Source organism: Staphylococcus sp. IVB6181 (assembly GCF_025561445.1).
GTDB lineage: Bacteria > Bacillota > Bacilli > Staphylococcales > Staphylococcaceae > Staphylococcus > Staphylococcus simulans_B.
Genome location: NZ_CP095096.1, coordinates 2,557,009 through 2,582,868 on the forward strand (window position 1 = coordinate 2,557,009; position 25,860 = coordinate 2,582,868).

General features: G+C 40.0%; 26 protein-coding genes. All 26 read right to left on the bottom strand.

The annotated features are described in order from the left end of the window. Nucleotides 1-3: 3 nt before the first annotated feature. Complete coding sequence (gene folK, locus MUA90_RS12605; protein ID WP_114603991.1) at nt 4-480, bottom strand: 2-amino-4-hydroxy-6-hydroxymethyldihydropteridine diphosphokinase; 477 nt, start codon at nt 478-480, stop codon at nt 4-6. Next, nucleotides 473-844 carry a dihydroneopterin aldolase gene (gene folB / locus MUA90_RS12610; protein WP_114603992.1) on the bottom strand — a complete coding sequence of 124 codons (372 nt, stop codon included), beginning with the start codon at nt 842-844 and terminating at the stop codon, nt 473-475. The genes folK and folB overlap by 8 nt, the downstream gene beginning before the upstream one ends. Further along, on the bottom strand, nt 841-1,626 hold the full coding sequence (gene folP / locus MUA90_RS12615) for a dihydropteroate synthase (protein WP_262587276.1): 786 nt from the start codon (nt 1,624-1,626) through the stop codon (nt 841-843). Before folP ends, folB begins: the two co-directional genes overlap by 4 nt. Nucleotides 1,627-1,775: 149 nt before the next feature. After that, nucleotides 1,776-2,711, bottom strand: coding sequence for a cysteine synthase A (cysK, locus tag MUA90_RS12620; protein WP_262587277.1), 936 nt, complete (start codon nt 2,709-2,711; stop codon nt 1,776-1,778). A gap of 291 nt (nt 2,712-3,002) precedes the next feature. After that, entirely contained in the window at nt 3,003-3,890 is an 888-nt protein-coding gene (hslO, locus tag MUA90_RS12625; protein WP_262587278.1) for an Hsp33 family molecular chaperone HslO, read from the bottom strand. A gap of 147 nt (nt 3,891-4,037) precedes the next feature. Next, nucleotides 4,038-6,143, bottom strand: coding sequence for an ATP-dependent zinc metalloprotease FtsH (ftsH, locus tag MUA90_RS12630; RefSeq protein ID WP_262587279.1), 2,106 nt, complete (start codon nt 6,141-6,143; stop codon nt 4,038-4,040). A gap of 117 nt (nt 6,144-6,260) precedes the next feature. Then, nucleotides 6,261-6,803, bottom strand: coding sequence for a hypoxanthine phosphoribosyltransferase (hpt, locus tag MUA90_RS12635; RefSeq protein WP_262587281.1), 543 nt, complete (start codon nt 6,801-6,803; stop codon nt 6,261-6,263). Nucleotides 6,804-6,809: 6 nt separating this feature from the next. After that, a complete protein-coding gene (tilS, locus tag MUA90_RS12640) occupies nt 6,810-8,090 on the bottom strand; it encodes a tRNA lysidine(34) synthetase TilS (protein WP_262587283.1) in 1,281 nt (426 codons plus the stop codon). A 136-nt stretch (nt 8,091-8,226) separates the two neighbouring features. Beyond that, the gene (locus MUA90_RS12645) at nt 8,227-8,637 is read right to left on the bottom strand and encodes a S1 domain-containing RNA-binding protein (RefSeq protein WP_105994618.1); all 411 of its coding nucleotides are present in this window, start codon (nt 8,635-8,637) and stop codon (nt 8,227-8,229) included. Nucleotides 8,638-8,771: 134 nt separating this feature from the next. Then, a complete protein-coding gene (locus MUA90_RS12650; protein ID WP_114603997.1) occupies nt 8,772-9,149 on the bottom strand; it encodes an FtsB family cell division protein in 378 nt (125 codons plus the stop codon). 13 nt (nt 9,150-9,162) lie between these two features. Further along, nucleotides 9,163-9,429, bottom strand: coding sequence for an RNA-binding S4 domain-containing protein (locus MUA90_RS12655; RefSeq protein ID WP_105994616.1), 267 nt, complete (start codon nt 9,427-9,429; stop codon nt 9,163-9,165). 1 nt (nt 9,430) lies between these two features. Beyond that, nucleotides 9,431-10,624 (bottom strand): MazG nucleotide pyrophosphohydrolase domain-containing protein, encoded by a 1,194-nt coding sequence (locus MUA90_RS12660; RefSeq protein ID WP_262587287.1) that lies wholly within the window; start codon nt 10,622-10,624, stop codon nt 9,431-9,433. Continuing rightward, nucleotides 10,621-12,159 (bottom strand): polysaccharide biosynthesis protein, encoded by a 1,539-nt coding sequence (locus tag MUA90_RS12665; RefSeq protein WP_262587289.1) that lies wholly within the window; start codon nt 12,157-12,159, stop codon nt 10,621-10,623. The genes MUA90_RS12660 and MUA90_RS12665 overlap by 4 nt, the downstream gene beginning before the upstream one ends. Continuing rightward, a complete protein-coding gene (mfd, locus tag MUA90_RS12670) occupies nt 12,149-15,667 on the bottom strand; it encodes a transcription-repair coupling factor (protein WP_262587291.1) in 3,519 nt (1,172 codons plus the stop codon). Before mfd ends, MUA90_RS12665 begins: the two co-directional genes overlap by 11 nt. Further along, nucleotides 15,664-16,236: an aminoacyl-tRNA hydrolase gene (gene pth, locus MUA90_RS12675; protein WP_105994612.1), complete on the bottom strand. Its 573-nt coding sequence runs from the start codon at nt 16,234-16,236 to the stop codon at nt 15,664-15,666. Before pth ends, mfd begins: the two co-directional genes overlap by 4 nt. Before the next feature lie 215 nt (nt 16,237-16,451). Then, nucleotides 16,452-17,099 (bottom strand): 50S ribosomal protein L25/general stress protein Ctc, encoded by a 648-nt coding sequence (locus tag MUA90_RS12680; protein ID WP_114604001.1) that lies wholly within the window; start codon nt 17,097-17,099, stop codon nt 16,452-16,454. Nucleotides 17,100-17,346: 247 nt separating this feature from the next. Then, entirely contained in the window at nt 17,347-18,312 is a 966-nt protein-coding gene (locus MUA90_RS12685; protein WP_262587293.1) for a ribose-phosphate diphosphokinase, read from the bottom strand. A gap of 102 nt (nt 18,313-18,414) precedes the next feature. Then, entirely contained in the window at nt 18,415-19,779 is a 1,365-nt protein-coding gene (gene glmU, locus MUA90_RS12690) for a bifunctional UDP-N-acetylglucosamine diphosphorylase/glucosamine-1-phosphate N-acetyltransferase GlmU (RefSeq protein WP_262587295.1), read from the bottom strand. A gap of 264 nt (nt 19,780-20,043) precedes the next feature. Next, on the bottom strand, nt 20,044-20,361 hold the full coding sequence (spoVG, locus tag MUA90_RS12695; protein WP_105994608.1) for a septation regulator SpoVG: 318 nt from the start codon (nt 20,359-20,361) through the stop codon (nt 20,044-20,046). Nucleotides 20,362-20,428: 67 nt separating this feature from the next. Then, nucleotides 20,429-20,809: a RidA family protein gene (locus MUA90_RS12700; RefSeq protein WP_114604002.1), complete on the bottom strand. Its 381-nt coding sequence runs from the start codon at nt 20,807-20,809 to the stop codon at nt 20,429-20,431. 17 nt (nt 20,810-20,826) lie between these two features. Then, nucleotides 20,827-21,651: a pur operon repressor gene (gene purR, locus MUA90_RS12705; protein WP_105994606.1), complete on the bottom strand. Its 825-nt coding sequence runs from the start codon at nt 21,649-21,651 to the stop codon at nt 20,827-20,829. A gap of 16 nt (nt 21,652-21,667) precedes the next feature. Continuing rightward, nucleotides 21,668-22,522, bottom strand: coding sequence for a 4-(cytidine 5'-diphospho)-2-C-methyl-D-erythritol kinase (ispE, locus tag MUA90_RS12710; protein WP_262587298.1), 855 nt, complete (start codon nt 22,520-22,522; stop codon nt 21,668-21,670). Nucleotides 22,523-22,961: 439 nt separating this feature from the next. Next, nucleotides 22,962-23,225: a biofilm formation stimulator Veg gene (gene veg / locus MUA90_RS12715; RefSeq protein ID WP_105994604.1), complete on the bottom strand. Its 264-nt coding sequence runs from the start codon at nt 23,223-23,225 to the stop codon at nt 22,962-22,964. A 99-nt stretch (nt 23,226-23,324) separates the two neighbouring features. Beyond that, nucleotides 23,325-24,215 (bottom strand): 16S rRNA (adenine(1518)-N(6)/adenine(1519)-N(6))-dimethyltransferase RsmA, encoded by an 891-nt coding sequence (gene rsmA, locus MUA90_RS12720; protein ID WP_262587300.1) that lies wholly within the window; start codon nt 24,213-24,215, stop codon nt 23,325-23,327. Beyond that, nucleotides 24,212-24,766 (bottom strand): ribonuclease M5, encoded by a 555-nt coding sequence (gene rnmV, locus MUA90_RS12725; protein ID WP_114604004.1) that lies wholly within the window; start codon nt 24,764-24,766, stop codon nt 24,212-24,214. Before rnmV ends, rsmA begins: the two co-directional genes overlap by 4 nt. 320 nt (nt 24,767-25,086) lie before the next feature. Continuing rightward, the gene (locus MUA90_RS12730) at nt 25,087-25,860 is read right to left on the bottom strand and encodes a TatD family hydrolase (RefSeq protein ID WP_262587302.1); all 774 of its coding nucleotides are present in this window, start codon (nt 25,858-25,860) and stop codon (nt 25,087-25,089) included.

The window sequence follows — 25,860 nt, forward strand, 5'->3', positions numbered from 1 at the left end:
CATTTAATGAAATTTCTTCACAGTTTCGTCTGGAACAGTTATCTCTTTAATCTTTTTCTGTGTTCTCGGCTCTACCTTGTCCGGCGCAATCTCTTGCAGTGGAATCAAGACAAAAGCACGTTCTGTCATTCGCGGATGCGGAATACTCAAATCTTTTGTTTCAATAATCTCATCGCCGTATAATAATATATCAATATCTAAAGTACGCGGACCCCAACGTTCTTTGCGTACACGATGCAATTGCTGTTCTATCGCTAAACCGCGTTCTAATACTTCATGCGGCGATAGTTCTGTTTCTATTTTTATACATAAATTCAAAAAGTCAGGCTGATCCACATATCCGACAGGTGCTGTTTCATAAAATGAGGAAACTTTGATAACTTCTATACCTTGCTGTTCATCCAGCAAATCGATGGCTGCTTTTAATTGTGCTTCTCTATCTCCGACATTGCTGCCGAGTCCTAAAAATACTTCAGTCATTTTGATTCACCCTTGTTATCTCTATTCCCACTCCGTCATAATGGCCTGGAATAGGTGGTGTTTCTTTCGTAATTCTCACTTTAGTTTCCAATACCCGATTATAGTGTGAATTTATACGTTTTGCAATAAGTGCTGCGAGATGTTCGAGCAATTTTTTAGGTTCCCCTTCCATCACAGACTTAACATCAGCATAGACTTCAGCGTAATTCACAGTATCCATAACATCATCTGATTCTCCTGCTGCCGTTAAATCTGTCTTCAGCTCGACATCCACTACAAAGATTTGTCCGATTTCATTTTCTGCTGCTAAGACACCATGATAACCATAGAATCTCATACCATTTAAAAATATACGATCCTTCATCGTTCATTCTCCTTTAAGTAATCGATACCGTGCGCAATACGGGCATTCATTTTCACATTATGTACGCGCACCGCTTGCACACCTTTCATGACACCATAAGCTGTCGTTGCTGCAGTCATTTCATCTCGATCTCCTGGTCCGTCATCTTCCCCCATCATTTCTTTGATGAAACGTTTGCGGCTTGTCGCCAGCAAGACTGGATATTCCGTCGCAACTAATTCATCCAATCTTTCCATTACTTCACGTTCTTCTGCTCTGCTTTTCGCAAAACCGATGCCTGGATCCAACCAGATTTTATCAGTCGCAATACCAGCTGTTTCAGCTCTATGCGCTTGTTTTAATAAATAGACCAGCATTTCATCCATAATCGGCGTTTCTCGTTCGCCGTCGCCGTTATGCATCAATACAATTTCAGCATCATATTGTGCCACAGTCTCAAACATTTTAGGGTCGTATAAGCCTGCCCATTGATCATTAATCATCGCAGCACCAGCTTCTAATGCCTGTTTTGCGACTTCGCTGCGGAAAGTGTCGACAGACAATTGAACATTCAGCTCAGAGAGTGCTTTCACTACAGGAATCACACGTTCCAACTCATCTTCAAGTTCTACCTCGCTGTGGCCCGGACGTGTAGAAACACCGCCGATATCAATGATATCTGCACCTTCATCCATCATAACCTTAGCGCGTTCAACCGCCGCATCAACAGAATTATATTTTCCGCCGTCAGAAAATGAATCAGGTGTTACATTTAAAATACCCATTATTTTTGTATGTGCCATGTCTATCTCCCTTTCACCATAACTGTGTTATATTATATCAAATTTTTGATTAATGACCGACCCCGAGTGTTCGATCAAGACCATCAATAAAAAAACTGCCGTGCAATCCCTCAACGTGGAATTTAACCGGCAGTTGTGATACTATCTCATTATTTTTCTTCGAAAGAATATAAAGGTGTTGATAGGTAACGTTCACCATTACTTGGTAATACAGTTACAACTGTTTTGCCTTTACCTAATTCTTTTGCTTTTTGAATTGCAGCGTGGATTGCAGCACCAGAAGAAATACCTGCTAAGATACCTTCTTCTTTCGCAACTTTGCGTGCAGTTTCCATCGCAATATCGTTGCCTACTTTAATTACTTCATCATAAATTTCAGTGTTCAATGTGTCAGGAACAAAGCCTGCACCTAAACCTTGTAATTTATGAGGACCTGGTTCTCCGCCGCTTAATACAGGTGAGCCTTCAGGTTCGATAGCTACGATATCAATATCAGGGTATTTTTCTTTCAATACTTTGCCTGCGCCTGATAAAGTACCGCCAGTACCTACACCTGCTAAGAATGCATCGATTGTACGGCCTTCGAATTGTTCTACAAGTTCAGGACCAGTTGTTAACTCGTGAATACGAGGGTTAGCTGGGTTTTCGAATTGCTGCGGTTCATAGTAACCGTATTTTTCTTTTAATTCTTTTGCTTTTATGATTGCGCCTTTCATCGCTTCTGAGCCCGGTGTTAAAACAACTTCTGCACCGTATGCTTTTAATAAGTTGCGACGTTCAAGACTCATTGTTTCAGGCATTGTAAATACAGCTTTATAACCTTTTGCTGCTGCAACGAATGCTAAACCGATACCTGTGTTGCCGCTTGTAGGTTCAACAAGTGTGTCGCCCGGTTTGATTTTGCCGTCTTTCTCAGCTTGTTCAACCATTGCTAATGCGATACGGTCTTTAACTGAGCCGCCTGGGTTTTGATATTCTAACTTAACGTAAATGTCAGCTGCATCTTCAGGTACAACATTGTTTAATTTAACAACTGGTGTATCCCCAATAATTTGAGTAATGTTATCTACAGGTTTCTTTGCCATAAAAAAACGCTCCTTTATTCTTGAAAGTTATTTAAATAAGCTACCAGAACCTTGTTATCCATTACACCCCAAAAACAACGCCATTCTGATACTTAAATATGCGATTTTATTTCTACTAAACCTTATCTATCTCATCGGATATTGTTATTTTATCAAACTTGTATGACATTCTACAAGTTCATTGTCTCTACTCTTAATTATTTCCTATTTTGTAAAAAAGAAACCTTTTGAAAAATCAGCTGAAAAAAGCAAAAAAGCCGGAGCCTTTTATGCCCCAGCTTCAAAAAATATTTATTTTGCTTGCAGCTCTTCAATCAAACCTTGAAGTTCCGCTTCACTGTAATGATATTTCGAACAGCAGAAATGACATTCTGCTTCTGCCCCGTGATCTTCATCAATCATGCTTTGGATTTCCGCTTCGCCTAATCCTTTAATCGCATTCAAGAATTTTTCATGACTGCAGTTGCATTCAAATCTTACCGGTGCTGTTTCTAAGAATTTCACATGCTCTTCTCCCAAAATTTCAATTAACAATTCTTCGGGAGACAAGCCTTGATCGATTAATTGAGAAACAGGTGTCATGTGTGTAATGGCCTGTTCTACTTTTTCGATTGTTTCTTCTTTGGCATTCGGCATAACTTGGATAATAAAGCCGCCTGCTGCTTTGATTGAATTATCCGGATTGACTAATACACCTAGTCCTACTGATGAAGGAACTTGTTCACTTGTCGCATAATAATATGTGAAGTCTTCACCCAATTCACCTGAAACAATCGGACTAGATCCGGAGAAGTAATCTTTCATACCGACATCTTTAACTACTGTTAAAGTACCATCTGTACCTACAGCACGGCGTACATCCAATTTGCCTTGGTCATTAAGCGGGAAGTGTGTTTGCGGGTTCGTTACATATGCACGAATATCCCCTTTTGCATTAGCATCTGCGACAATACGTCCGATTGGTCCGTGTCCGTCTACTGTTACAGTTAATTTCTGATCACCTTTTAACATTGCGCCCATCATAGCTGTTGCAGTCATCGTACGGCCTAAAGCTGCTGAAGCAGTCGGCCATGTGTAATGTCTTGTTTGTCCTTCTTGCACTGTATTGGTAGTGACTGCTGCATAAGCTCGGATATCACCATCAAATGCTAGTGCTTTTACTATATAATCTTGAGTCATTTGAGCTACTCCTTTTTACTTTGAAATTTCTATTTTCACTGCGTCTGCATGTTCATTTCAGCTTAAAAAATCTCTTTCTGCGTATTCCTAATCATAGCAGAAAGAGATTTTAAACTACATTATTTAGTTTCAGACAATAGAACTGTCTTATTTGTCAGTACGTCTGTCAGAATCATCAGCATCATGGTTATCATGCTTTGTTTCATCTTCAGATGATTCATCTGCATGAGTGTGTCCATCTTGATGTGCTTCTTCTTCTTTTTGACGTTTTTCTTGTTCATCTAATTCAGCATCTTCTGCTTGGTGTTGCTTGTCATCTTCGCGCACTTCATCAAGGATTTCGTCGTAAGATTTTCCGAATTTGCCTTCTTGGAATTCTTCGCCGCCTTGTTTCACAACTTTTGCATCTTCATAATTCACTTTAGGCAACTTGCCTTCGTAGAATAATGAATGGATTTGTTCGCGAACCAATGTTTCTTCTGTTAACAATGTCTTCGCAATCAATTTAAGCTGATCTTCGTGCTCAAGCAAGATTTGTTTACAACGTTCATATTGTTCTTTGATGATACGTTGAACTTCTTTATCGATTTCATATGCGATTTGACCAGAGTATTCCTGTTCGCCTTGCATATCTTTACCTAAGAAGACTTGACCGCCGCTCTTCGTAAACTGCATAGGTCCGAGTTTCTTACTCATACCGTATTCAGTTACCATTGAGCGCGCAATTTGTGTTGCACGTTCGAAGTCGTTTGAAGCACCTGTAGACACTTCATTAAAGTTGATATCTTCAGATACACGACCACCGAGCAATCCGCAAATCTTATCAAGCAATTCTGGTTCTGTCATTAAGAAGCGATCTTGCTTAGGCAGCATCATTGCATAGCCGCCTGCTTGACCACGCGGTACAATCGTAACTTTATGTACGACTTCCGCTTCATCCAGTACCATACCGATAATTGTATGACCTGCTTCGTGGTGTGCAACGATATTGCGTTCTTTTTCAGAAATAACACGAGATTTCTTAGCCGGACCTGCGATAACACGGTCAGTTGCTTCTTCAATATCTCGCATATCGATTTTCTTCTTGCCGTCGCGCACTGCAATTAATGACGCTTCATTCAGCAAGTTTTCTAAATCGGCACCAGAGAAACCTGGTGTTCTTTGCGCAATCGCTTTTAAGTCTACTGTTTCATCAAGCGGTTTGTTTCTGGCATGTACGTAAAGAATCGCTTCACGGCCTTTAACATCCGGACGACCCACTTGAATTTGACGGTCGAAACGACCTGGACGAAGTAAGGCTGGATCAAGGATATCAGGACGGTTTGTTGCCGCAATCATGATAATGCCTTCGTTTTCGCCGAAGCCATCCATTTCAACTAATAATTGGTTCAGCGTTTGTTCACGTTCATCGTGACCGCCGCCGACACCGGCACCACGTTGACGACCCACTGCGTCAATCTCATCAATAAAGATGATACAAGGTGCGTTTTTCTTCGCATTTTCGAATAAGTCGCGGACACGGCTGGCACCGACACCAACGAACATTTCTACGAAGTCAGAACCGCTGATAGTGAAGAACGGTACACCCGCTTCACCAGCTACAGCACGGGCAAGCAATGTTTTACCTGTACCTGGAGGACCCACTAAGAGTACCCCTTTAGGGATTCTTGATCCCATTTCCTTAAATTTCTTATTATCTTTCAAGAAGTCGACAATTTCGATTAATTCTTGTTTTTCCTCATCTGCACCGGCTACGTCAGAGAAACGTACACGGCGTTTTTGGTTGTCGTACATCTTCGCTTTGGATTTACCAAAGTTCATCATACGTCCGCCGCCTCCGCCGCCTTGTGCTTGACTAAGGAAGAATATGAATAATAAAGCAATAACCAATACTGGAATCAACGTTGAAAGAATACTTACAAATACACTTTGTTTTTCTTCTTCTTTAACTGTAAATTTTAAATCTTTTTGTTTTTGTGCTTCATCTGTGACTTTCTGCAAGTCTTTTTCGTTATTATATAACATCGTTGAAGAATAATCTTCACCGTTCTTGGTCTTTCCAGTTACCATATAAACGTTCTGCTCAGGCTGGATTTCTAATGATTTCAAATCGCCTTTTTCGAGTTTTTCGAAGAACTGTGAATATGATAGTTGTTTCGGCATATTGCCGTTACCATTCAGCCAGGAAAATAAACCGAATATAAAAACGCCAATGATTGCGATTACAAGCACATTGCGAAAAGCTTTCTGCATGCGTTTTTTCCTCCTACTCCAATAATAAAACTAACAAAAATTGTAACACAATATAACTTTTAATGGCTAGTATTTCAACTTTGTAGAAAAAGTAAGCCATCTATGTTATTCGAATGTTTATTTGTTTTGGTAAACTTCCGGTTTCAACGTTCCGATGTACGGAAGATTACGATAATACTCTGCATAATCCAAACCATAACCTACCACAAATTCATCTGGAATTTTGCGGCCGACATATTTTGCTTCAATGTCTGCTTTACGGCGGTTAGGTTTATCTAATAACGTTACGATTTCTAACGAATTCACACGACGTGATTTTAACAATTCAGTAATCGATTTCAAAGTTGTACCTGTTTCAAGAATATCTTCGACAATCAATACATCTTTATTTTCGATTGAACCGCCTAAATCTTTTAAAATTTTAACTTCTCCTGTTGATTCTGTTCCGCCGTGATAACTTGATACATCCATAAAATCAATGGAAAGATGTGTATCAATACGCTTGATTAAATCCGACATGAACATTGCTGAACCTTTTAAGATACCTATACAAACAAGATTTTTATCCGCATAGTCCTCTGTGATTTTTGCACCTAATTCACGACAAATCTGTTGAATCTCATCTTCTGTCATTAGTACTTCTTTTAAATCGTCCTTCATTTTCGGCTACACTCCTATTTTTATTATCTCTAATTTCCCTTCGTATTTCGGTGCAGTGTACAATGTACCCACTGCGATAATCTCCCCTTGTTTATTCAGCAATATGGGCAACCGCTCACGTTCGTATTTCGGAACTTTGCGGTTGATCATCAAGCGATTGACTTTCTGATGGCCTTCTAAGTTGGGCAATACAAAGCGGTCTCCAGGTTGTCTGGTTCGTATTGCTAATGGGAAGTCCTCATGCGCAATTTCATCATGAACTATAATTTGATATGTACCAAAATCATAATTGCCTGGTTGTAGCACCCGTTGTGTTGATAACGCTTCTTTTGTGAAACCCATTATTATAAATTTATCATACACAATTTGAATATTCCATTTATCTGACGAATAAATTACTGCTTGTGCTTGAGAATTTTCAATTTGCGCAAACCATGCTTCATAAGCATGTTCTGAAATCGGCGCTGCTTTTGTGTACCCTGCTAACAATTCATCCATTACAATTGTTTTTTGTGCATGGTTCAACGCATTAAATGCGGCGCGTTCAACAGAAATACTATGCTCAGTTTGAACTGTATGCTGTTTAAGAAATGCTGCTGCGTTTTGTTTTAATTCATCGAATTGTGCGTCATGCCAAGCTTTGAGCTTCAGCAGCTGCTCTGTATCCAACTGAGGATTCTCATTAATCATCGGAAAGATACGATTGCGGATATCATTACGCACATAATGATTATCTTGATTAGATGCATCTTCGTAATAAGGCACTTGGTGTTGTGCTTGATAGGCTTGAATGTCTGCTTTACTGACATTCAGCAGCGGACGTACTAAACGATAGCCTTCTCTTTGTTCAACTGCTTCCATCCCAAGACGGCTTCTGGTTGTTCTTCCGGTCATTACACGATAAAAAATGGTCTCTAGCTGATCATCTTGATGATGTGCTGTCATTAAGACATCTGCGTTCAACTCTTGGATGACTTCTGTAAACCACGCATAACGCTGCTGTCGTGCTTCATGCTGAATACTCTTGCCTTGTTCTGTTAAGGCAGAAAGGTCTAGATGGTGTACGCGAAGCGGGATATGATGTGTTGTGCAATAACGGCTCAAAAAGGCTTCTTCCTCCGCTGAAGCGTCACGCAAACCATGATTGACATGCAAGACGGTCACTTGCCGATATGTATGTTGTAATTTCGTTATTAATAATTGCAGCAGCACCATACTATCTATACCTGTGGAAACTGCTACGACTAGATGGCCGTTTTCCGACCAGCCTTCTGTATAAATATTCATATCTGCACCTCTTCATTGGTTTGCTTAATGCTGTTGTGCTGACATTGTGTATTATTCCAAACATTGAATCTTTAAAATTACGAAAAAATAAAAGAAGACTGTTCCATCGCGAAACAGTCATCTTCTGTATGTTGAATTATCGTCTTGAACCTCTTCCGCCGCGGCGTGATTCAGCTTGGCGTTTGATAGACGTCATTTTCTCTTCGCTATCTTTTAAGAAGTTGCTTAATTTCTTTTCAAAGTCCTCTGGTTTGTTGTGCGCAGGTTTGCCATGACCATGGCCGCCGCCTCTATGATGTTGTCTTTTTGGACGATCTTTCGCTTTTTTAATTGAAAGACTAATCTTGCCGTCGTCAGCAACAGATAGTACCTTAACTTCTACTTCATCTCCAACAGACAAGTGATCCTCTACATTTTCAACATAATTGTCTGCAACTTCACTGATGTGAACTAAGCCACTTTTCCCTTCAGGCAATTCTACAAACGCACCAAATTTCTTGATACCAGTGACTTTCCCTTTAAGCTTGCTTCCTACTTCGATTGACATATCCTAAATAAATCCTCCGATTTCTTTCAATTTTACTTAACTCTATTATATGCTTGTTGTCTTAATTTAACAATGGCATATCAGTTAATTCAATGAGATATTATGATTTTATCATTTTTAACACACGCATGATCCTACTTTTTGTCTTTTTTCTTATCTTCAGGAAGCTTGAATATCACTTCTCCATCGTTGCTTAAATAGTAATCATCTCGTGCGACTTTCTCAATATATTCTTTGTTATTCAAATTGTTCAGCTGTTCCTTCAACGCAATTTCTTCATCTTGTTGTTTTTGGAACTTTTCTTCTTTCGCTTTACGTTCTTTTGCATCATCTGCATTACTTTTGGTTTGAGAGATAACCATAATAGAAAGGACAATGATAATTGCGAGCAAAATTCCCGCAAAGAGCATAATACGACGTTTAACCACGCGCTTTTTCATTTCGCGCTGCTTTTTCTTGCGGTTTTCATTTTCAATATATCTGTTTTCCATATGCTCTACTTTTCTATTCATGGTCCGTCACTCCTTAGTCATTCTCATTAATACGCTCTTCTTTTACTAATTCATACATGCCTTTCGCATTTTCTTTCGATGCATGTTCGCTTAATCCAGTGACATGAATAGTAATCACACGTTGCCCGAAACGAATGACAATTTCATCACCGATTTTGACATCCGTACCTGCTTTAGCTGTATTGCCGTTGACCTGCACACGTCCTTGGTCGCTGACTTCTTTCGCTAAAGTACGGCGTTTGATTAAACGAGATACTTTTAAATATTTGTCTAATCTCACGTTATTCCCCTTCTTTCTGTTGTAAAAAGGCCTTCAACTGTGCCTCATCATAGTCTTTATTTTTGACTTCATCATACAACGCCATAAAATGGTCTGCAAATACTTTCTCAAATTTTACGCGCGGTGTTTTGCCTTCTTTTGCTTTTGCATTAGACCATATTGCTTTTAAATCATCGATATTTTCCGCATTTTCACTTCCGAATACATGCGGATGGCGTCGAATCATTTTATCATTCAAACTTTCAACTACTTCGCTGATATCGATATAACCTTCTTTTTTGCCGATACTTGCATGCAGCAAGACTTGCAATAAGATATCGCCAAGTTCTTCTATCATATGCCAATCATCTTCATGATCAATCGCTTCAAACAACTCAAAAGTCTCTTCTAACAGATAACGTTTCAGTGTTTCATGCGTCTGCACTTTATCCCATGGACAGCCTTTTTCATCATCCACTAATGTATCAATCACTTCTGTCGCATAATCAAAGTCGCGGTGCATCAGCGCCTCATCTTCAACACGCGGCAAGAACACACTCGTTAAATTACTGAATACATCGTGATGATCCAATTCATATAAAGGTGTTTCGATTACCGTTGCCCCTGTATTACGTGCACCGTCTACGATGTATACTAGGTAATCATCGGCATAGCGTTCCATCAATGTTAATTTCAAATCTCCTGCAGTCATCGCACTGAACACTTGTGTAATCAATGTGTGTGTACGAATATTCAATTGGTTCGCATTTAACGCTGTACCGTCTAATAAAGTAAAGCCTTCATTCGGATCAACTTTCACTGCTTCAAACACATCATCAATAAAACTTTTGCCACCTAACACTTCGACTTTTATATCATCGTGTTGTTGTGCATACGCCGTCAGCAATGCAGTTGTAGTTTCTGCTACACGCGGATGACCGGGTACAACATAGACAATATCTTCTTTTTGTGCCGCAGCAATCAATTGGTCAACAATCGTTTGATAGACATTGCTGAAAGCATCATTATCTTCATATACTTCATCAAAGCTTGTCCACTGCAATTGTGCGGCTTGTTCTTGCAGCGCTTTGACAACCGGATGCGACAGTGTACGTGCATAAATATGTGTTTGCTTTGTTAAATAATTATAAATGCCTAATGGCATCTCATCTAATCCATAGTTGCCTAAACCTGCAATTGTAATGGTATGACTCATGATTTTCGTCCTTTCTTTATGCGATACAATTTATGTCCGAACGGCATATGCTGCAACTCTCGATACGTTAATAAGTTTAAATACACAATAGCAGCTATCACCACAATGACACCTGCAGCCGCTGCCGACAGCAGCTCTGCCATACCTATCAAACGACCGCCTGCCGGCCATAGATACATCACCGCTTGTACTGCAACAGTCATTGCCAACATCGCAGCCGCAAGTTTCCATACAAAGTACGACATATTGCGCAAACGATAAAACTTCAATGTCCGATACTGCAAGACACAAGCAAATAAGCATAGCGAACTTACAGTACTGATACTTGCGCCGACAATACCGATCTTAGGTATCAATAGAATGTTCAATCCTAATTTTATAACTGCTCCTATCGCAAATGCAAAGAGAATCAAACGAGATTGTTCCCGTACTTCCAACAATGCAATATTCACCATAATCAGAGATACACATATCACCGTAATCATATAAATTACTAATGTTACTGTTAAAACATCATTTTTAAAGAAGACACGGTTCATAATCGGTAATAGATTCATTAAACCGACACCCGCTGCAACACTGATTGTAACCGTGATTTTCAACGTCGCATCCGCATAGCGGTTCATACGTTCAAAACGCCGTTCTGAAAAAGCGTTGGTTAACAACGGAATCAACACAAAACAAAACGTTGTCGTTACAATCAAACCGATTTGGATAAAAGATGCCCCGCGATCGTATATGCCTTTTTGGACAATTGCTTCATGAAACGACAAGCCGTAATGCTGCAATGTGCGGATAACCGAGAAACTATCCATCAACTGCCATGTCGTCACAATCAAGTGACTGACTGAAAAGATAATAATCGCAGCGGCTAAACGGCTCCAAACCGCTTTTGGCATCGTTGCTTCGCGCCACGTCCATTGAAAACCAAACGGACGTTTCCAGCTCAAAAAGACTGTTGCGGCTAAGAAACCAAGTCCAGATGCTAAAATCGACCATTTGCCTACTTGATAAATCGACCAATCATACAGTGCAAACACTGCAATCATTACCAAGATAATGCCTACACGTACAATTTGCTCGATAACTTGAGAGTAAGCCGGGTATTCCATTTGCTGTCTTGCTTGGAAACTGCCGCGCAAAACACCTAGGCAGCCGACAACTAAAAAGCTACAGCTGGCCATACGAATCATCGGTGTTAAATGCTGATCACCCATAATATGCGCAATCACAGGTGCGCCAAGACAAATCAGTACGAACAGCACAAAACATGTGCCCTGAATCCAAATCATCGCATGACTCATCCGCTTCGCTGTCGCATGCGCCCTGAAATTTTGCGTGACTGCACTCGGTATCGCATTCATAGATAATATCGTCGCAAGCGACAAAAAAGGATACACTTGCTGATAAGCATAAAGCCCTGCATCGCCTAATACGTTTTGGTACGGTACACGATAAATCGCACTCAGAACTTTCACTGCAATCAAAGCTAAAGTCAAAATAATGACGCCGCTGAATGCTGATTTACGCTTCATCTGGGATGACCATGCTTTCTTCTAAAGCTTTCATCAAGAATTTCAAGCGGTCAAACCACGCGCCTGCCTTTTTATTTTTATTCAGCGTTACCGTCATCGCATTTTCAGACACGCCTACCTTCATATCGCGTCCAAGCGGCAAGGTTTGTTTGAATAATGCTTCGCCGTTGATATCTTCTGTACCTTTTTCAGACAGATGGATGTCTACTGCTTTGCCGGTATCTTTAATACGTGTAACACCGACATGCAATACATGAATACGGATTTCTACAATATCCAGCAAGCGTTCGACTTCAACCGGATACTCGTTGAAACGATCGATTAATTCATCTTTAATATCCATCAGCTGATCTGCAGTTTCAATCTGACGCAATTTCTTATAGATTTCAATTTTAGATTGTTCGTTCGGAATATAACTTGTCGGCAAGTATGCATCAATATTCAATTCGATTTCAATTTCAGGTGTGTCGTTTTCTTGTTGGATGCCGCGTTTTTCATTCACAGCTTCTTCTAGCATTTGTGAGTACAAGTCGAAGCCGACAGAATCAATAAAGCCGTGCTGCTGCTTACCCAGCAAGTTGCCTGCTCCGCGGATATTCAAATCGCGCATCGCAATTTTAAAGCCGCTGCCGAGTTCAGTAAACTCTTTGATTGCTTGCAGACGTTCTTCTGCAGTCTCAGACAATACTTTGTTTGTCGGGGGCAGGAAGTATGCATAACCGACACGTGATGAACGGCCGACACGTCCGCGCAATTGATACAATTGGCTTAAACCGAAGCGGTCTGCTTCTTCAATAATCAATGTATTCGCATTCGGTACATCGACCCCTGTTTCAATAATCGTAGTAGTCACCAAGATGTCATACTCTCCGTTGACAAAGCCGATCATTGTATCTTCTAATTCGCGTTCAGTCATTCGGCCATGTGCAACACCGATATTGGCATCCGGCATCAGCATTTGAAGCTGTTCGCGTTTCTCATAAATAGACTGCACTCTGTTATAAAGATAGAAAGCTTGTCCGCCGCGCGATAATTCTCGCTCTAATGCTTCCTTGATGAAATTAGAATTTTGTTCTAAGACATAAGTTTGGACTGAGAAGCGGTTTTCCGGCGGTGTTTCAATAACAGACAAATCGCGCACCCCAAGCATACTCATATGCAATGTACGCGGAATAGGTGTCGCAGTTAACGTTAAAACATCCACATTCGTCTTCAATGTTTTGATACGTTCTTTATGGCGTACACCAAAGCGTTGTTCTTCATCGACCACTAATAGACCTAAATCTTTATACTGCACATCTTTTGCGAGCAGTTTATGCGTACCGACTACGATATCAATCGTACCGTCTTTAAGGCCTTGTTTCGTTTCTTTGATTTCTTTTGGTGTACGGAAGCGGCTTAATAATTGAATATTGACCGGGAAATCCTGCATACGCTCTATCAGTGTTTCATAGTGCTGCTGCGCTAGGATGGTTGTCGGTACTAAGAACGCGACTTGTTTGCCTTCCATTACCGCTTTGAACGCTGCACGCAATGCCACTTCTGTTTTGCCGTAGCCGACATCACCGCATAATAAGCGGTCCATCGGGCGTTCTTTCTCCATGTCTGCTTTGATTTCATCAATAGACTTCGCTTGGTCGGCTGTTAAATCATATGGGAAATCCATTTCGAATTCATGCTGCTGCTCAGTATCCGGACCGAATTGATAGCCTTGTGCCATTTCACGCTCGCGGTACAGTTCAATCAATTCATCTGCGATATCTTCAACACTTTGTTGGACTTTCGCTTTGGTTTTCTTCCATTCTGTGCCGCCGAGTTTGTTTAATTTCGGTGTTTTATCTTCAGATGCTACATATTTTTGCACTTGATCCATCTGATCAACAGGTACGAACAGCTGGTCTGTACCCTTGTATTGAATTTTAATGTAGTCGCGATGCACATCTCCGACTTCAAGTGTTTCAACACCTAAATAACGTCCGACACCATGGTGAACGTGTACAACATAGTCGCCGATTTTTAAATCTTGGTACGATTTAATACGCTCAGCATTGGTCATCGTCGGTGTACGTTTTTTAGCTTTTTTCTGTTTTGATTTGAATAATTCGCGCTCTGTTACAACTGCCAGCTGCATATATGGCAGTTCGAAGCCTTCAGATAGACTGCCTTCTACTATTACCGCATGGCCGCCCTGAACTTTGTCGCTTGCGCCTGCTTCGACAATCGGAATATGCATTTCGTTCATCATGGCTTTAACGCGTTCTTTCTTCGTTTCTGTTTCCACCAAGACAACTACGGTATAACCGTTATTGATATAGCGTTGGAATTCCGAACGCATAATATCATATTGGCCGTAGAACTGCTGTACCGGTTTGCTTGAGAATTTAATAATGTGATCCAGTTTGACCGGCATGCTTGCTGTAAAGAGTGTGAAGAATGTGATTTTGCGTGATTTGATTAAACGCGCAAATGCATCATCATCCATAAATTTTTGACCGATAAAGCCTTTCCCGCTTTCAATCAGTTGTGAAATAAAATCATTGACTTCGGTTGTTAATGTTTCTTCAGTATCCTTCACACGATTATATTCATCTACCACAATAATCGCATCGTCGCCGATATAATCGACAAGTGTTGCAGGTGTTTCGTACATGAAAGCCACTAATCTGCGAATCACTTGGTGGTCAATAAAGTTCGTATCAAACTGCAAGAAGCTTTCATACGTATCTTTGATATCATTGCGGACAGATTTATCTATTTTAGGGCGTGTTGTTTCATAAGCCGTTTTCAATTCTGACTGAATCCGTTTTAAGACATCTTTCGTAATGATATAGTCGCTCGCTGAAGTAATATGTGCTTCTTCTTGATTTTCTTTTGAGCGTTGGCTTTCTACATCAAATTCGCGAATCGAATCGACTTCAGTATCAAACAATTCGATACGTACCGGTGCCCCGATTAACGGATAGATATCAATGATACCCCCGCGGACAGAGAATTCGCCGATATGCGAAACGACACTTTCTCTGCGGTAACCCATATCTACCAATGTGTTTAAGAAGTCATCGACATCAATATCCTCGCCGACTTTTAAATGTACTTGATGGGATTGCCATATATCGACAGGTGTCTGAAGTTTCTTCAATCCGTTTAAAGGTATGATAAAGAACCCTCGCTGGCCTTGTGCTAAGGCAGTAAGGGTACGCACACGTTCACTCATCAGCTGCGGGCTTTGTGTGGAGAACTCTTCAGTCATGATGTCTTGAAGCGGATATTTATATATATCTTCAGCATCTAAATATTGCTGCAAATCTGCTTCTAACTTATCTGCTTGATACAAGTTGTTCGTCACAACGACCATAGGACGCTGAGATGACAAATACTTCTCAGCCATCATCGTCGCTTTAGCCGCACCTGCTAATCCTGTAACCAATACATTTTCTTGTCCGAATACATCATTTAACTCTTCATATCGTTTATCTTTGTTTAAATAATCTGTAATTATTGATTTCACTTAGCCTCACCATTATATTCATTCATCACATGGTCGAAACGCGAACTTGCGATATAATCTTCAACAGCACGTGCAGAATGTTCTATTACTTTGTTCATTGTTTCCATTTCTTGCTTAGAGAATTTTTGCAATACATAATCCGGTACTGACATCCCATTAGTCGGTCTTCCGATACCGATACGGATACGTTTGAATTGATCTGTACCTAAATGCTGGATGATGGATTTCATTCCATTATGTCCGCCGGCACTGCCTTTTTGGCGTAAACGCACTTGGCCTTGCGGTAAATCCAAATCATCATATAAAACCAATAAATCATCTGGATCTACATTATAATAATCCATTAAAGGGCCTACTGCTTCACCCGATAAATTCATCATTGTCATCGGTTCAATCAAAAGCACCTTTTCCCCTGCAATGCGCTCAATCGTATAAGCACCGCGGAACTTTTGCTTGTCTAGTTTGATTTGATTAGCGTCTAGTAAATAATCGATAACCTCAAATCCGATATTATGCTTGGTTTGTTCGAATCGCTTACCGATATTGCCTAATCCGACAATACATTTCATGCTTTTTTCCTCCATCTCTTTACGTTTATCTTTTAGTTGGCATTGGTCATCTCCCAATGTCTATGTATCGCTTTACCATCTATATTAACACAAATTACCCATAACCCTGACCTGAAAAGCTATGTATGTTTTCGAGTGCCGGCCATTAGTTTCAGTGAAATAAAAAAAGCCGGACACACATAAAGTGTGAACGGCAATCATTAAAAACGAAATTATTATTCTTCTTCGTCTTCTTTGTCTTCTCCAACAACTTCTGGTTCAGGAGTATCCGCACTGCCTGCTTCAACTTCTTGAATTTCTTCTTCGCTTGGTCCTTGAGTTGGAGGTGTTACAGTTACAACTGTATCTTCAGGTTCGTTTTCGATTGTGAAGTCGCCTGTTACTTTCAAGTCTTGAACTGCGATAGTGTCGCCGATTTCTAATTCAGCGATATCTGCTTCAAGATATTCAGGAATGTTGTCTGGTGTTGCTGTAACTTCAACATAGTATAATGGTTGGTCAACTACGCCGCCTTCTTTAGCGCCTACTGCTTCACCAACTAAGTGAACTGGTACTTCTACAGTACGTTCTTCAGTCATGTTGATTGCTAAGAAGTCGATGTGAGTGATTTGGTTTTTCAACGGATCGAATTGGTAGTCAGCTACCATTACTTTGATAGATTTAGAACCTACGCCTAAATCGATAACACCGTTACGTCCAACTTCACGGATAACTTTGATGAATTCTACTTCATCAACTTTAACTGATACGTTTTTTTGACCGTAACCATACATAACTGCTGGTACTTTACCTGAGTTTCTGATTGCTGTTAAATCAGAACGTCTTTGTTTACCTTGACGGATAATAGACTTTAATGAAGCCATTTCCTTTTTCCACCTTTCGTATATGAGATTTTCTATCGTCGCCTATATCAGACTATAAATATTGAATCTCTCCGCACTTGCCCATCGGTTGTTTGACCGCTTGCAAGTGTTTGATATGTTCACGACAGAAAGTCGCGAACGGAATTATTATACACATTTTAACAAATTACGTCAACCGCTGTTTTCAGAAATCAAACAGATAACTAGAAGAAAAGCCGCAGCCTGAATGGCTGCAGCTCCTTAAATATTAGTCGAATAATACACTTACTGATTCTCTTTCGTATACACGAACGATTGCTTGTGCGATTAATCCTGCTATTGATAATTCAGTTGTGTTTTCTGGTTTGCGTCCGTCATCAAGACGAATTGAATTTGTAACGATTAATTCTTTAATCGCTGAGTTTTCAATACGTTCTTTTGCCGGACCAGAAAGTACAGCATGTGAACAGCAAGCATAAACTTCTTTAGCACCTTTGTCTTTTAATGCTTGTGCTGCTAATGTAATTGTACCTGCTGTGTCGATGATGTCATCGATAATAATTGCCGTACGGCCATCAATGTCACCAACGATATTCATAACTTCTGCTACGTTTGGTTTTGGACGACGTTTGTCGATAATCGCGATTGGTGTTTTTAAAATGTCTGCTAATTTACGTGCGCGTGTTACGCCTCCGTGGTCTGGTGAAACGACTACAGTTTCTTCTGGGTCGATTTCAGGGTTGTTTTTGAAGTATTCCGCTAAGATCGGCACACCCATTAAGTGGTCGATTGGAATATCGAAGAAACCTTGAATTTGCGGTGCATGCAAGTCTAAAGCAATCATACGATTTGCGCCTGCAACTTGGATTAAGTTGGCTACAAGTTTTGCTGTGATAGGTTCACGGCTGCGTGCTTTACGGTCTTGGCGTGCATAACCATAATAAGGAACCACAATGTTGATTGTTGCTGCAGAAGCACGTTTGCATGCGTCAATCATAATAAGCAATTCCATTAAGTGATCGTTAACCGGATTTGATGTAGGTTGGATAATGAAGACATCGCAACCTCGGATACTTTCTTCGATATTGATTTGAATTTCACCGTCGCTGAAACGCTTTACCGAACATTTTCCTAATTCAATTCCAATGTTATCTGCCACCTCGTTTGCAAGCGGCTCATTTCCTTTCAACGAGAAAATCTTTAAAGATGAATTTTTATATTCATTAGCTAACATTTATAGTCCTCCATTTATTTGCATTCATGCGTTGTTCAAGTCGAACTGATACATAACATCCTATTTAATTTTACTGAATTGGACACGAGACATCAATACTTGTTAGTTTTTATTTTTATTTAAATAACCTGGTTTTGTTGTTTGTCTTTCACGTGCTAGTGCTAAACTGTCGTTTGGTACGTCGTCTGTAATCGTTGAGCCTGCTGCAATCAAGACGTTATCGCCTAATGTAACCGGCGCAACTAAATTTGTATTACAGCCGATGAATGCATCTTTGCCGATTGTTGTTTTAAATTTATTTTTACCGTCATAATTGACTGTAATCGAACCGCATCCGACATTTGTGCGTTCTCCGATTTCTGCATCGCCGATGTAGCTGAGATGAGAAACTTTAGCGCCGTCTTTAATATCTGCTTTTTTCACTTCGACAAAGTTGCCGACTTTCACTTCATTGCCTAAGTTGGCTTTGGGTCTCAATTGCGCAAATGGTCCGACTGTTGTATCTTCGCCGACTGACGCATCATTGATAACAGATTGTTTAATTGTCGTACGGCTGCCGATACGGCTGTTGTTGATTTCTGAGTACTGACCGATGAAAGCGTCTTCACCAATCACTGTGCCTGTACCTAAATGTACCCCAGGTTCCACAATTGTATCCATACCGATTTCTACATCCGCTTCGATATACGTTGTTTCAGGATCAATTAATGTGACACCATTACGCATATGATATTCGTTTGTACGTTTTCTGAATGCAGCTTCTGCTTTGCTTAATGCAACACGATCATTAACACCCATGATTTCATCGAAATCTTCAGTGCGGTATGCATCTGCTGTGTGACCTTCTGCTAAAGCAAGTGTGATAACATCCGGCAAATAATATTCGCCTTGTGCGTTATCATTTTTCACTTCTTCCAGCAAACGGAATAATAAAGCATTGTCAAAAGCGAAGATACCTGTGCTGATTTCATCAATGGCTTGTTCTTCTTTTGAAGCATCTTTTTGTTCTACTATTTTTTCCAAACGACCTTCTTGGTCTCTGACAATACGTCCATAACCAAAAGGATTTTCAGCTGTCGCAGACAGCACTGTCACACCTGTTTGCTGTGCTTCGTGATAATCTGCTAATGCTTTTAATGTTTCAGGTGTGATAAGCGGAGTATCGCCGCACACGACCAACGTTGTGCCTTCTTTGCCTTTCAATTCATCAGCTGCCATCTTCACAGCGTGTGCTGTGCCGAGTTGTTCCTCTTGGAAACTGTATGATGACTGATATCCTAAAGTTTCTTTTACACTTTCTGCACCGTGACCGACGATTGTGACAATTTTATCTGTGCCTGCTTGTTTGACACTGTCGACCACGTGTTCAATCATACTTTTGCCTGCTACTTTGTGTAACACTTTGTAAAGTTTTGATTTCATTCTGGTACCTTTACCAGCTGCTAATACTACCGCATATCTCTGCATGACTGCGAACCCTCCAATAAATTTACACTTCTACATTATTATAAATTAAGCCGAGTTGCACTTTCAAGACTCACCCTCATTCTTATCTGCTGACTGTCATTCGGGTTGCGCTTATCATAACACATCCATTTAATATTTTGTACAATATTATTTTGTATTAAAATATCCAAAGAGTTAAGTCTTCTTAAGTATTCAGCGATAAAAAACCCTCGATCGCATGACCGAGGGTTGAATAAGCTTTATTTATCATCTTTAAGCTTTGAATTAAGCTTCTTCGTTACTATCTTCTTCTGATTCTGATGGTTTCGCATTCTTATCTGGAATGACTTCATCAGTTTCATCATATACTTTCATCACAGCATCTTGAATTTCTTGTCTCATGTCTGAATTGATAGGATGCGCGATGTCACGGAATTCACCATCTGGTGTACGTTTGCTTGGCATTGCGACGAATAGACCTGAGTTGCCTTCAATTACGCGCAAATCATGGACTACGAATGCGTCATCTAGTGTAATTGACACTAGTGCTTTCATTCTTCCATCAGTTTGTATTTTTCTAAGTCTTACATCTGTCACTTTCATGTAGTGAGCCCCCCCCTAGTATATCTCTCTATTGTCTTTATAGAAGCTTACAATATTTAATTAAAAATTATTTTCCTTTGACTTGAGCGATGACCTCGATCTCAACTTTTACGTCTTTAGGCAAACGCGCCACTTCTACACAGCTTCTCGCTGGTTTGTGCGCATTGAAATATTGTCCGTAGACTTCGTTGATTTCTTGGAAATCATTCATATCTTTGATAAAGATAGTCGCTTTAATCACTGAATCGATATCAGCACCCGCTTCTTGTAAAACCGCTTTAAGATTTTCCAAGACTTGACGTGTTTGAACTGATACTTCATCACTGACAAGTTCATTAAATTCATTTAATGGAATTTGACCTGAAGTATAAACCATATCATTCACTACAACTGCATGTGAATACGGTCCTAAAGCTTCAGGTGCTTTATTAGTGTGTACTGTCTTCATGTTGCAAATCGCTCCTTTTATGAGAATTTAGATAAAACGTTGCCTTGCTCAACTTTAAAGTCTTGATTGTATTCATCTACATCAGACAATTTGACCAAGGAAGTATAATCTTCAATCAATCTTTGTTTCACTTCTTTAGATTCTACAAGTACTGATACCCCCTTGACATGCGCTTTAAACTCATTCATCAAATTCATCACGCCGTTAATCGAGCCCCCGGCACGCATAAAGTCATCAACGATTAAAACGTTTGAATTTTCTTTAAGTGTGCGTTTCGACAAGACCATCGTTTCGATCTTGCGCGAAGAGCCTGAAACATAGTTGATAGAGACTGTAGAACCTTCTGTTACTTTATTATCCTTGCGAATAACAACTACTGGTAAATTTAATACATTTGCTACTGCATTGGCAAGAGATATCCCTTTTGTCGCAATTGTCACAATCGCATCGAGCTCTTCATCCATATAAATTGTAGCGATTAATCGCCCGACTTTATTTAATAATTCCGGGTTGCCCATTAAATCTGAAAGGAAAAGATATCCTCCCGGAAGCAAGCGTTCTTTTTCTTGCAAGAGCACAATTACTTCATTAATGACTTCCTCAGCTTCTTCTTTGCTCATTGTCGGGCGATACGTGACACCTCCGCTCGCACCTGCCGTAGTAATGACTGTTCCCAATTTCTCCTTATGCAAGGTTTCGCGAACAATGTGGATGTCTTCGCTGATAGAAGACTTAGCTTGTTTAAACTTCTTCACAAAGTGCGTTAAGGGTATCAGTTTATTCGGGTGACACATTAAATAATGCGTCATGTACACAATGCGCTCGCTTCGTTTATAACGCAAGAGAATCCTTCCTTTCTTATCCTAATAATCTTACTAAATAGACCTCGTTGCAGCACCCATGCACTGCATTATAAATATTTTGTGCTTGCTTGTAATGCTTTGCCAAACTATAAACGGTCGGTCCGCTGCCGCTCATCAATGCACCATCTGCACCGCTGTTCAGCATATTCTGCTTTAATTTCAAAATATCCGGATGCATCTCCATAGAGATAGCTTCTAAACTATTAGATAAAGCCGAACAAATCTGTTCATAGTCGCCTGATTCAATCGCTTCAATACACGCAGCTGAATGTGATGCTTTCTGCTGCACCGCATTCAGTTTCAATTCTTGGAAGACACAAGGCGTCGAAATCCCTACATTCGGTTTTGCAATGACAACCCATGCCTTCGGAGGCCGTTTAAGCAAACGCACCTTCTCGCCATGCCCTGTACATACAGCTGTTTTGCTGTAAATACAAAACGGAACATCTGAACCTACTTGCTCAGCTAATGTACTCAATTCATCCAGCGTCAAATTCAATTCAAATAATCGATTCATCGCACGCATGGTCGCAGCCGCATCTGCCGACCCTCCGCCAAGACCTGCCGAAACAGGAATCTCTTTATCCAGCACAATCGTTACACCTTGCGGGATTTGATAAGTTTCGTTCATCAGCATCGCAGCTTGAAACGCCAGGTTCTTCGCATTTTCAGGCACAAAATTATAATCCACCTTCACGACTACACGCTGATCCTCGCGTTTTTCAACAGTAACGCGGTCATTCAAGTCCACCGTTGTCATTACCATTTCAACTTCATGAAACCCATCATTTCTTTTATAAAGTGCATCTAAAGTGAAATTAATCTTGGCAGGTGCCTTTTCATATATCATATTACCGCCCACCTTTACTGTTCAATTTGCTTTAGTTCAGAAATGTCTGCTTCACTAAAAAGTGATAAGAGGGTTCAATTTCCCTTGTACAAAAATAAAATGACGTACATCATCTGCATTATCGTTATTATAACACGAACATTGGCACACATTACAGTGGTTAATGTTATGAAATTGAAAAATATTTAAGTAATTTGTGAAGATACGTTATATTCTGCGTATATGATTGCCAACCGCAACAAAATCTCCTTGTTTGTATGCTGCATTTTTCCCTTTTCTTCTCAGCGCAGCTTTTTATTTTGCATGTTCTATAACAGAAGAAGCAGATCTAAAAGTATAAAGCACATAAAATGATTATCGCTCAACGCAAAAAAAGAGGAATCCTTAAATCAGGATTCCTCTTTTTAAACGAAGCACATGGCTTCAACTCTATTATTTTCTAGTGTGCAACTGCATCCTGGTGATTTTCGTCTACAAACGAAACTTGGACGTTCTCTGTCAACACATCTGTGTATGTATAAGATACACGTTCAAAGTTATGTTTGTCTTGGTCTAATTCAACAATGAATACTGCAGGGTATGTTTCAGCTAACACTCCGCAACGTTCGATTGTTTTCTTACGACCACCATTCGCTTTAAGTACAATACGGTTTCCTAAATGACAATCAAGTGCATTTTTGATGTCCCAAATTGATTTTGGCATATTGCTCCACCTCGCTACAAATTGTATTATAACACATTTCCAGCGATTCAGTCAAATAAAATTTAAATTTTAACAATACCAATGCCCTATGTCAATATTTTAAAACTCTAATTCTGGGAATTTTTTCAAGTTATTGTACAAATGCGCAAATTCTTTTATAGATAATGTTTCACCGCGGCGTCTTGGATCGATTTCACTGCTTTCCAACCAGTCTTTAATGCGATCTTTTTGTTGTTTGCCGTCAGTAAATAAACTTTGGTAATTATTCGCGATCGTCTTGCGTCTTTGGCTGAATGCAGCTTTAGTCATTTTAAAGAAACGATCTTCATCATCCACCGATACCACCGGTGCTTCTCGCTTCATCAATTTCACGACAATAGAATCTACATTCGGCGGCGGCATAAAGACTGTCTTAGGTACAGTTAATACTTTTGAAGTCTCTGTATAATACTGGGCTACAATCGATAATGAGCCGTAAGCCTTCGTACCTACTTGGGCATTTAAACGTTCACCGACTTCTTTTTGCATCATGACCACATAGCCGTCAATCGGCAGTGTCTGCGACATTAAGTTCAACAATATCGGTGTTGTGATATAATACGGCAAATTCGCAACAACCATAATTTTATCGCAATCTGATAAGTGCGCTTGTACCGCTTCTACTACATTCGCTTTTAAAATATCTTCATTAATTACCGTCACATTGTCATAAGGAGATAAAGTATCCTCTAAGACAGGAATCAAACGCTGATCAATCTCAAATGCGACAACTTTTTTCGCATGTTTTGCGAGTTGTTCGGTTAATGATCCCATCCCCGGTCCTACTTCAATGACACCTGTATTTTCATCAATGGCACTGGCCTCAATAATTTTATGAATAATATTCACATCAATTAAGAAGTTTTGTCCCAAGCTCTTCTTGAAATCAAATTGATATTTATCCAGCAATGCACGCGTTCGCGTCGGTGTTGCGATATCTTTATGCATCATTTATGCTCACTTCCTTTATCTTCGTTTAATGCTTCACGCACATCTTGTTCGGTATAGCCGAAAGCATTCAGTTTTTTCAACAGCTGCTTGCCATTTGAATGTCCAATATGTAATTTACGGCCGAGTACTGCACGCTTATGTCTTGCATCTGCACCGACAATCAAACCTAAATCAATTAAGACATCTTTGCTGATGGATTCCATGCCCTCTTCAAATGGAGATGACACATGCATCAGCGCTTCTTTAATCGCATCCACAGACGCATGTTCTACACCGATTTTTCCGCGTCTGCTTTTTGCTTTTTCACGGTCAATATAAGCATGTTTTACACCCGGTACATGTTCGCGTATAGTATTACGTATTTTATCACCCGGGAAATCAGGATCAGTTAATACAATGACGCCTCTTGTTTCCTGCGCATTGCGGATGACATCTAAAGTTTCCCAACTGATTGCACTGCCATTGGTTTCAATTGTATCGCACTCTACAGCACGCTTCACACGTTCTGTGTCATCACGGCCTTCAACCACGATAAACTCATTTATCTTCATATTATTCGTCACCTTTCACGTGTTAACTTCAATACTATACCATATCTTCAAGCTTGAAAAATAAAACATTGTCACATTGAATCACATTTAGCTATAAAACAAAAGATAACTTCCTAAAAGCACTATTTAAAATAGTAAATGCACTCACCTAGAATTTAGTAAACTGTTTTATCAAAACATCTTTTATAAAGCGATAACACCTTCAATAATCATTCAACCTATACAGACTGTACTGCACAAGCAAAAACACGTTATTGCACGTTATCCCTTACATCAAGGCATTATAAAAGCACCCTTCTCGCGAACGGTGCTTTTACGTGTTATTGATTTAAGTTAAATAACTTTTCCGCATTTTCTGTTGTTTGTTTAGCAACTTCTTCATAGCTGATACCGCGTAATTCCGCAATTTTTTCAGCAACTAAAGTCACGCGCATCGGTTCATTACGTTTACCGCGATAAGGATGCGGTGATAAATAAGGCGCGTCTGTTTCAACAAGTAAGCGATCAAGCGGTACATGTTTTGCGACTTCTTTAGGTTGTTTGGCATTTTTAAACGTCACAGGTCCGCCTAATGAAATATGGAAACCTAATTTATTAATGACAACATCCGCAATTTCAGGCGAACCGCTGAAGCTGTGCATGATGCCGCCTACTTCTTCTGCATGTTCTTCCATTAAGATATCAACGCAATCTTGTGTAGCTTCGCGGTTGTGAATCACAATCGGCAAGTTGACACGTTTTGCTAAGGCAATTTGTTTTCTAAACACTTCTTTTTGTACAACTTTCGGTGATTTATCCCAATGGTAATCTAAGCCCATTTCACCGATACCGATAACTTTAGGATGCTCAGATAACTTTTCAATCCATTGTTCGCGTTCTTCTGTGTAGTCAATCGCGTCTACAGGGTGCCAACCGATAATCGCATATAAGAAATCATATTGGTCGATGAGTTCCATCGCACGTTCGATTGTCGGTGTATCAAAACCTACGACAAACATACGGTCTACCCCTGCTTCACGTGCACGATCAATTACTTCTTGCAAGTCTTCATCATATTGTTCCGCATTTAAATGTACATGTGTATCAATTAACAA

What these genes read in the sequence shown, in the direction of transcription:
- folP (WP_262587276.1), bottom strand. Translation starts at nt 1,626, where the DNA reads ATGGCACATACAAAAATAATGGGTATTTTAAATGTAACACCTGATTCA.
- pth (WP_105994612.1), bottom strand. Translation starts at nt 16,236, where the DNA reads ATGAAATGTATTGTCGGATTAGGCAATATCGGTAAGCGATTCGAACAA.
- cysK (WP_262587277.1), bottom strand. Translation starts at nt 2,711, where the DNA reads ATGGCAAAGAAACCTGTAGATAACATTACTCAAATTATTGGGGATACA.
- ftsH (WP_262587279.1), bottom strand. Translation starts at nt 6,143, where the DNA reads ATGCAGAAAGCTTTTCGCAATGTGCTTGTAATCGCAATCATTGGCGTT.
- rnmV (WP_114604004.1), bottom strand. Translation starts at nt 24,766, where the DNA reads ATGAAGATAAATGAGTTTATCGTGGTTGAAGGCCGTGATGACACAGAA.
- tilS (WP_262587283.1), bottom strand. Translation starts at nt 8,090, where the DNA reads ATGAATATTTATACAGAAGGCTGGTCGGAAAACGGCCATCTAGTCGTA.
- MUA90_RS12685 (WP_262587293.1), bottom strand. Translation starts at nt 18,312, where the DNA reads ATGTTAGCTAATGAATATAAAAATTCATCTTTAAAGATTTTCTCGTTG.
- rsmA (WP_262587300.1), bottom strand. Translation starts at nt 24,215, where the DNA reads ATGATGCATAAAGATATCGCAACACCGACGCGAACGCGTGCATTGCTG.
- MUA90_RS12700 (WP_114604002.1), bottom strand. Translation starts at nt 20,809, where the DNA reads ATGAAGACAGTACACACTAATAAAGCACCTGAAGCTTTAGGACCGTAT.
- folK (WP_114603991.1), bottom strand. Translation starts at nt 480, where the DNA reads ATGACTGAAGTATTTTTAGGACTCGGCAGCAATGTCGGAGATAGAGAA.
- MUA90_RS12650 (WP_114603997.1), bottom strand. Translation starts at nt 9,149, where the DNA reads ATGAATAGAAAAGTAGAGCATATGGAAAACAGATATATTGAAAATGAA.
- hpt (WP_262587281.1), bottom strand. Translation starts at nt 6,803, where the DNA reads ATGAAGGACGATTTAAAAGAAGTACTAATGACAGAAGATGAGATTCAA.
- MUA90_RS12645 (WP_105994618.1), bottom strand. Translation starts at nt 8,637, where the DNA reads ATGTCAATCGAAGTAGGAAGCAAGCTTAAAGGGAAAGTCACTGGTATC.
- ispE (WP_262587298.1), bottom strand. Translation starts at nt 22,522, where the DNA reads ATGATATATGAAAAGGCACCTGCCAAGATTAATTTCACTTTAGATGCA.
- hslO (WP_262587278.1), bottom strand. Translation starts at nt 3,890, where the DNA reads ATGACTCAAGATTATATAGTAAAAGCACTAGCATTTGATGGTGATATC.
- veg (WP_105994604.1), bottom strand. Translation starts at nt 23,225, where the DNA reads ATGCCAAAATCAATTTGGGACATCAAAAATGCACTTGATTGTCATTTA.
- glmU (WP_262587295.1), bottom strand. Translation starts at nt 19,779, where the DNA reads ATGCAGAGATATGCGGTAGTATTAGCAGCTGGTAAAGGTACCAGAATG.
- spoVG (WP_105994608.1), bottom strand. Translation starts at nt 20,361, where the DNA reads ATGAAAGTGACAGATGTAAGACTTAGAAAAATACAAACTGATGGAAGA.
- MUA90_RS12680 (WP_114604001.1), bottom strand. Translation starts at nt 17,099, where the DNA reads ATGGCTTCATTAAAGTCTATTATCCGTCAAGGTAAACAAAGACGTTCT.
- MUA90_RS12660 (WP_262587287.1), bottom strand. Translation starts at nt 10,624, where the DNA reads ATGAGTCATACCATTACAATTGCAGGTTTAGGCAACTATGGATTAGAT.
- MUA90_RS12665 (WP_262587289.1), bottom strand. Translation starts at nt 12,159, where the DNA reads ATGAAGCGTAAATCAGCATTCAGCGGCGTCATTATTTTGACTTTAGCT.
- folB (WP_114603992.1), bottom strand. Translation starts at nt 844, where the DNA reads ATGAAGGATCGTATATTTTTAAATGGTATGAGATTCTATGGTTATCAT.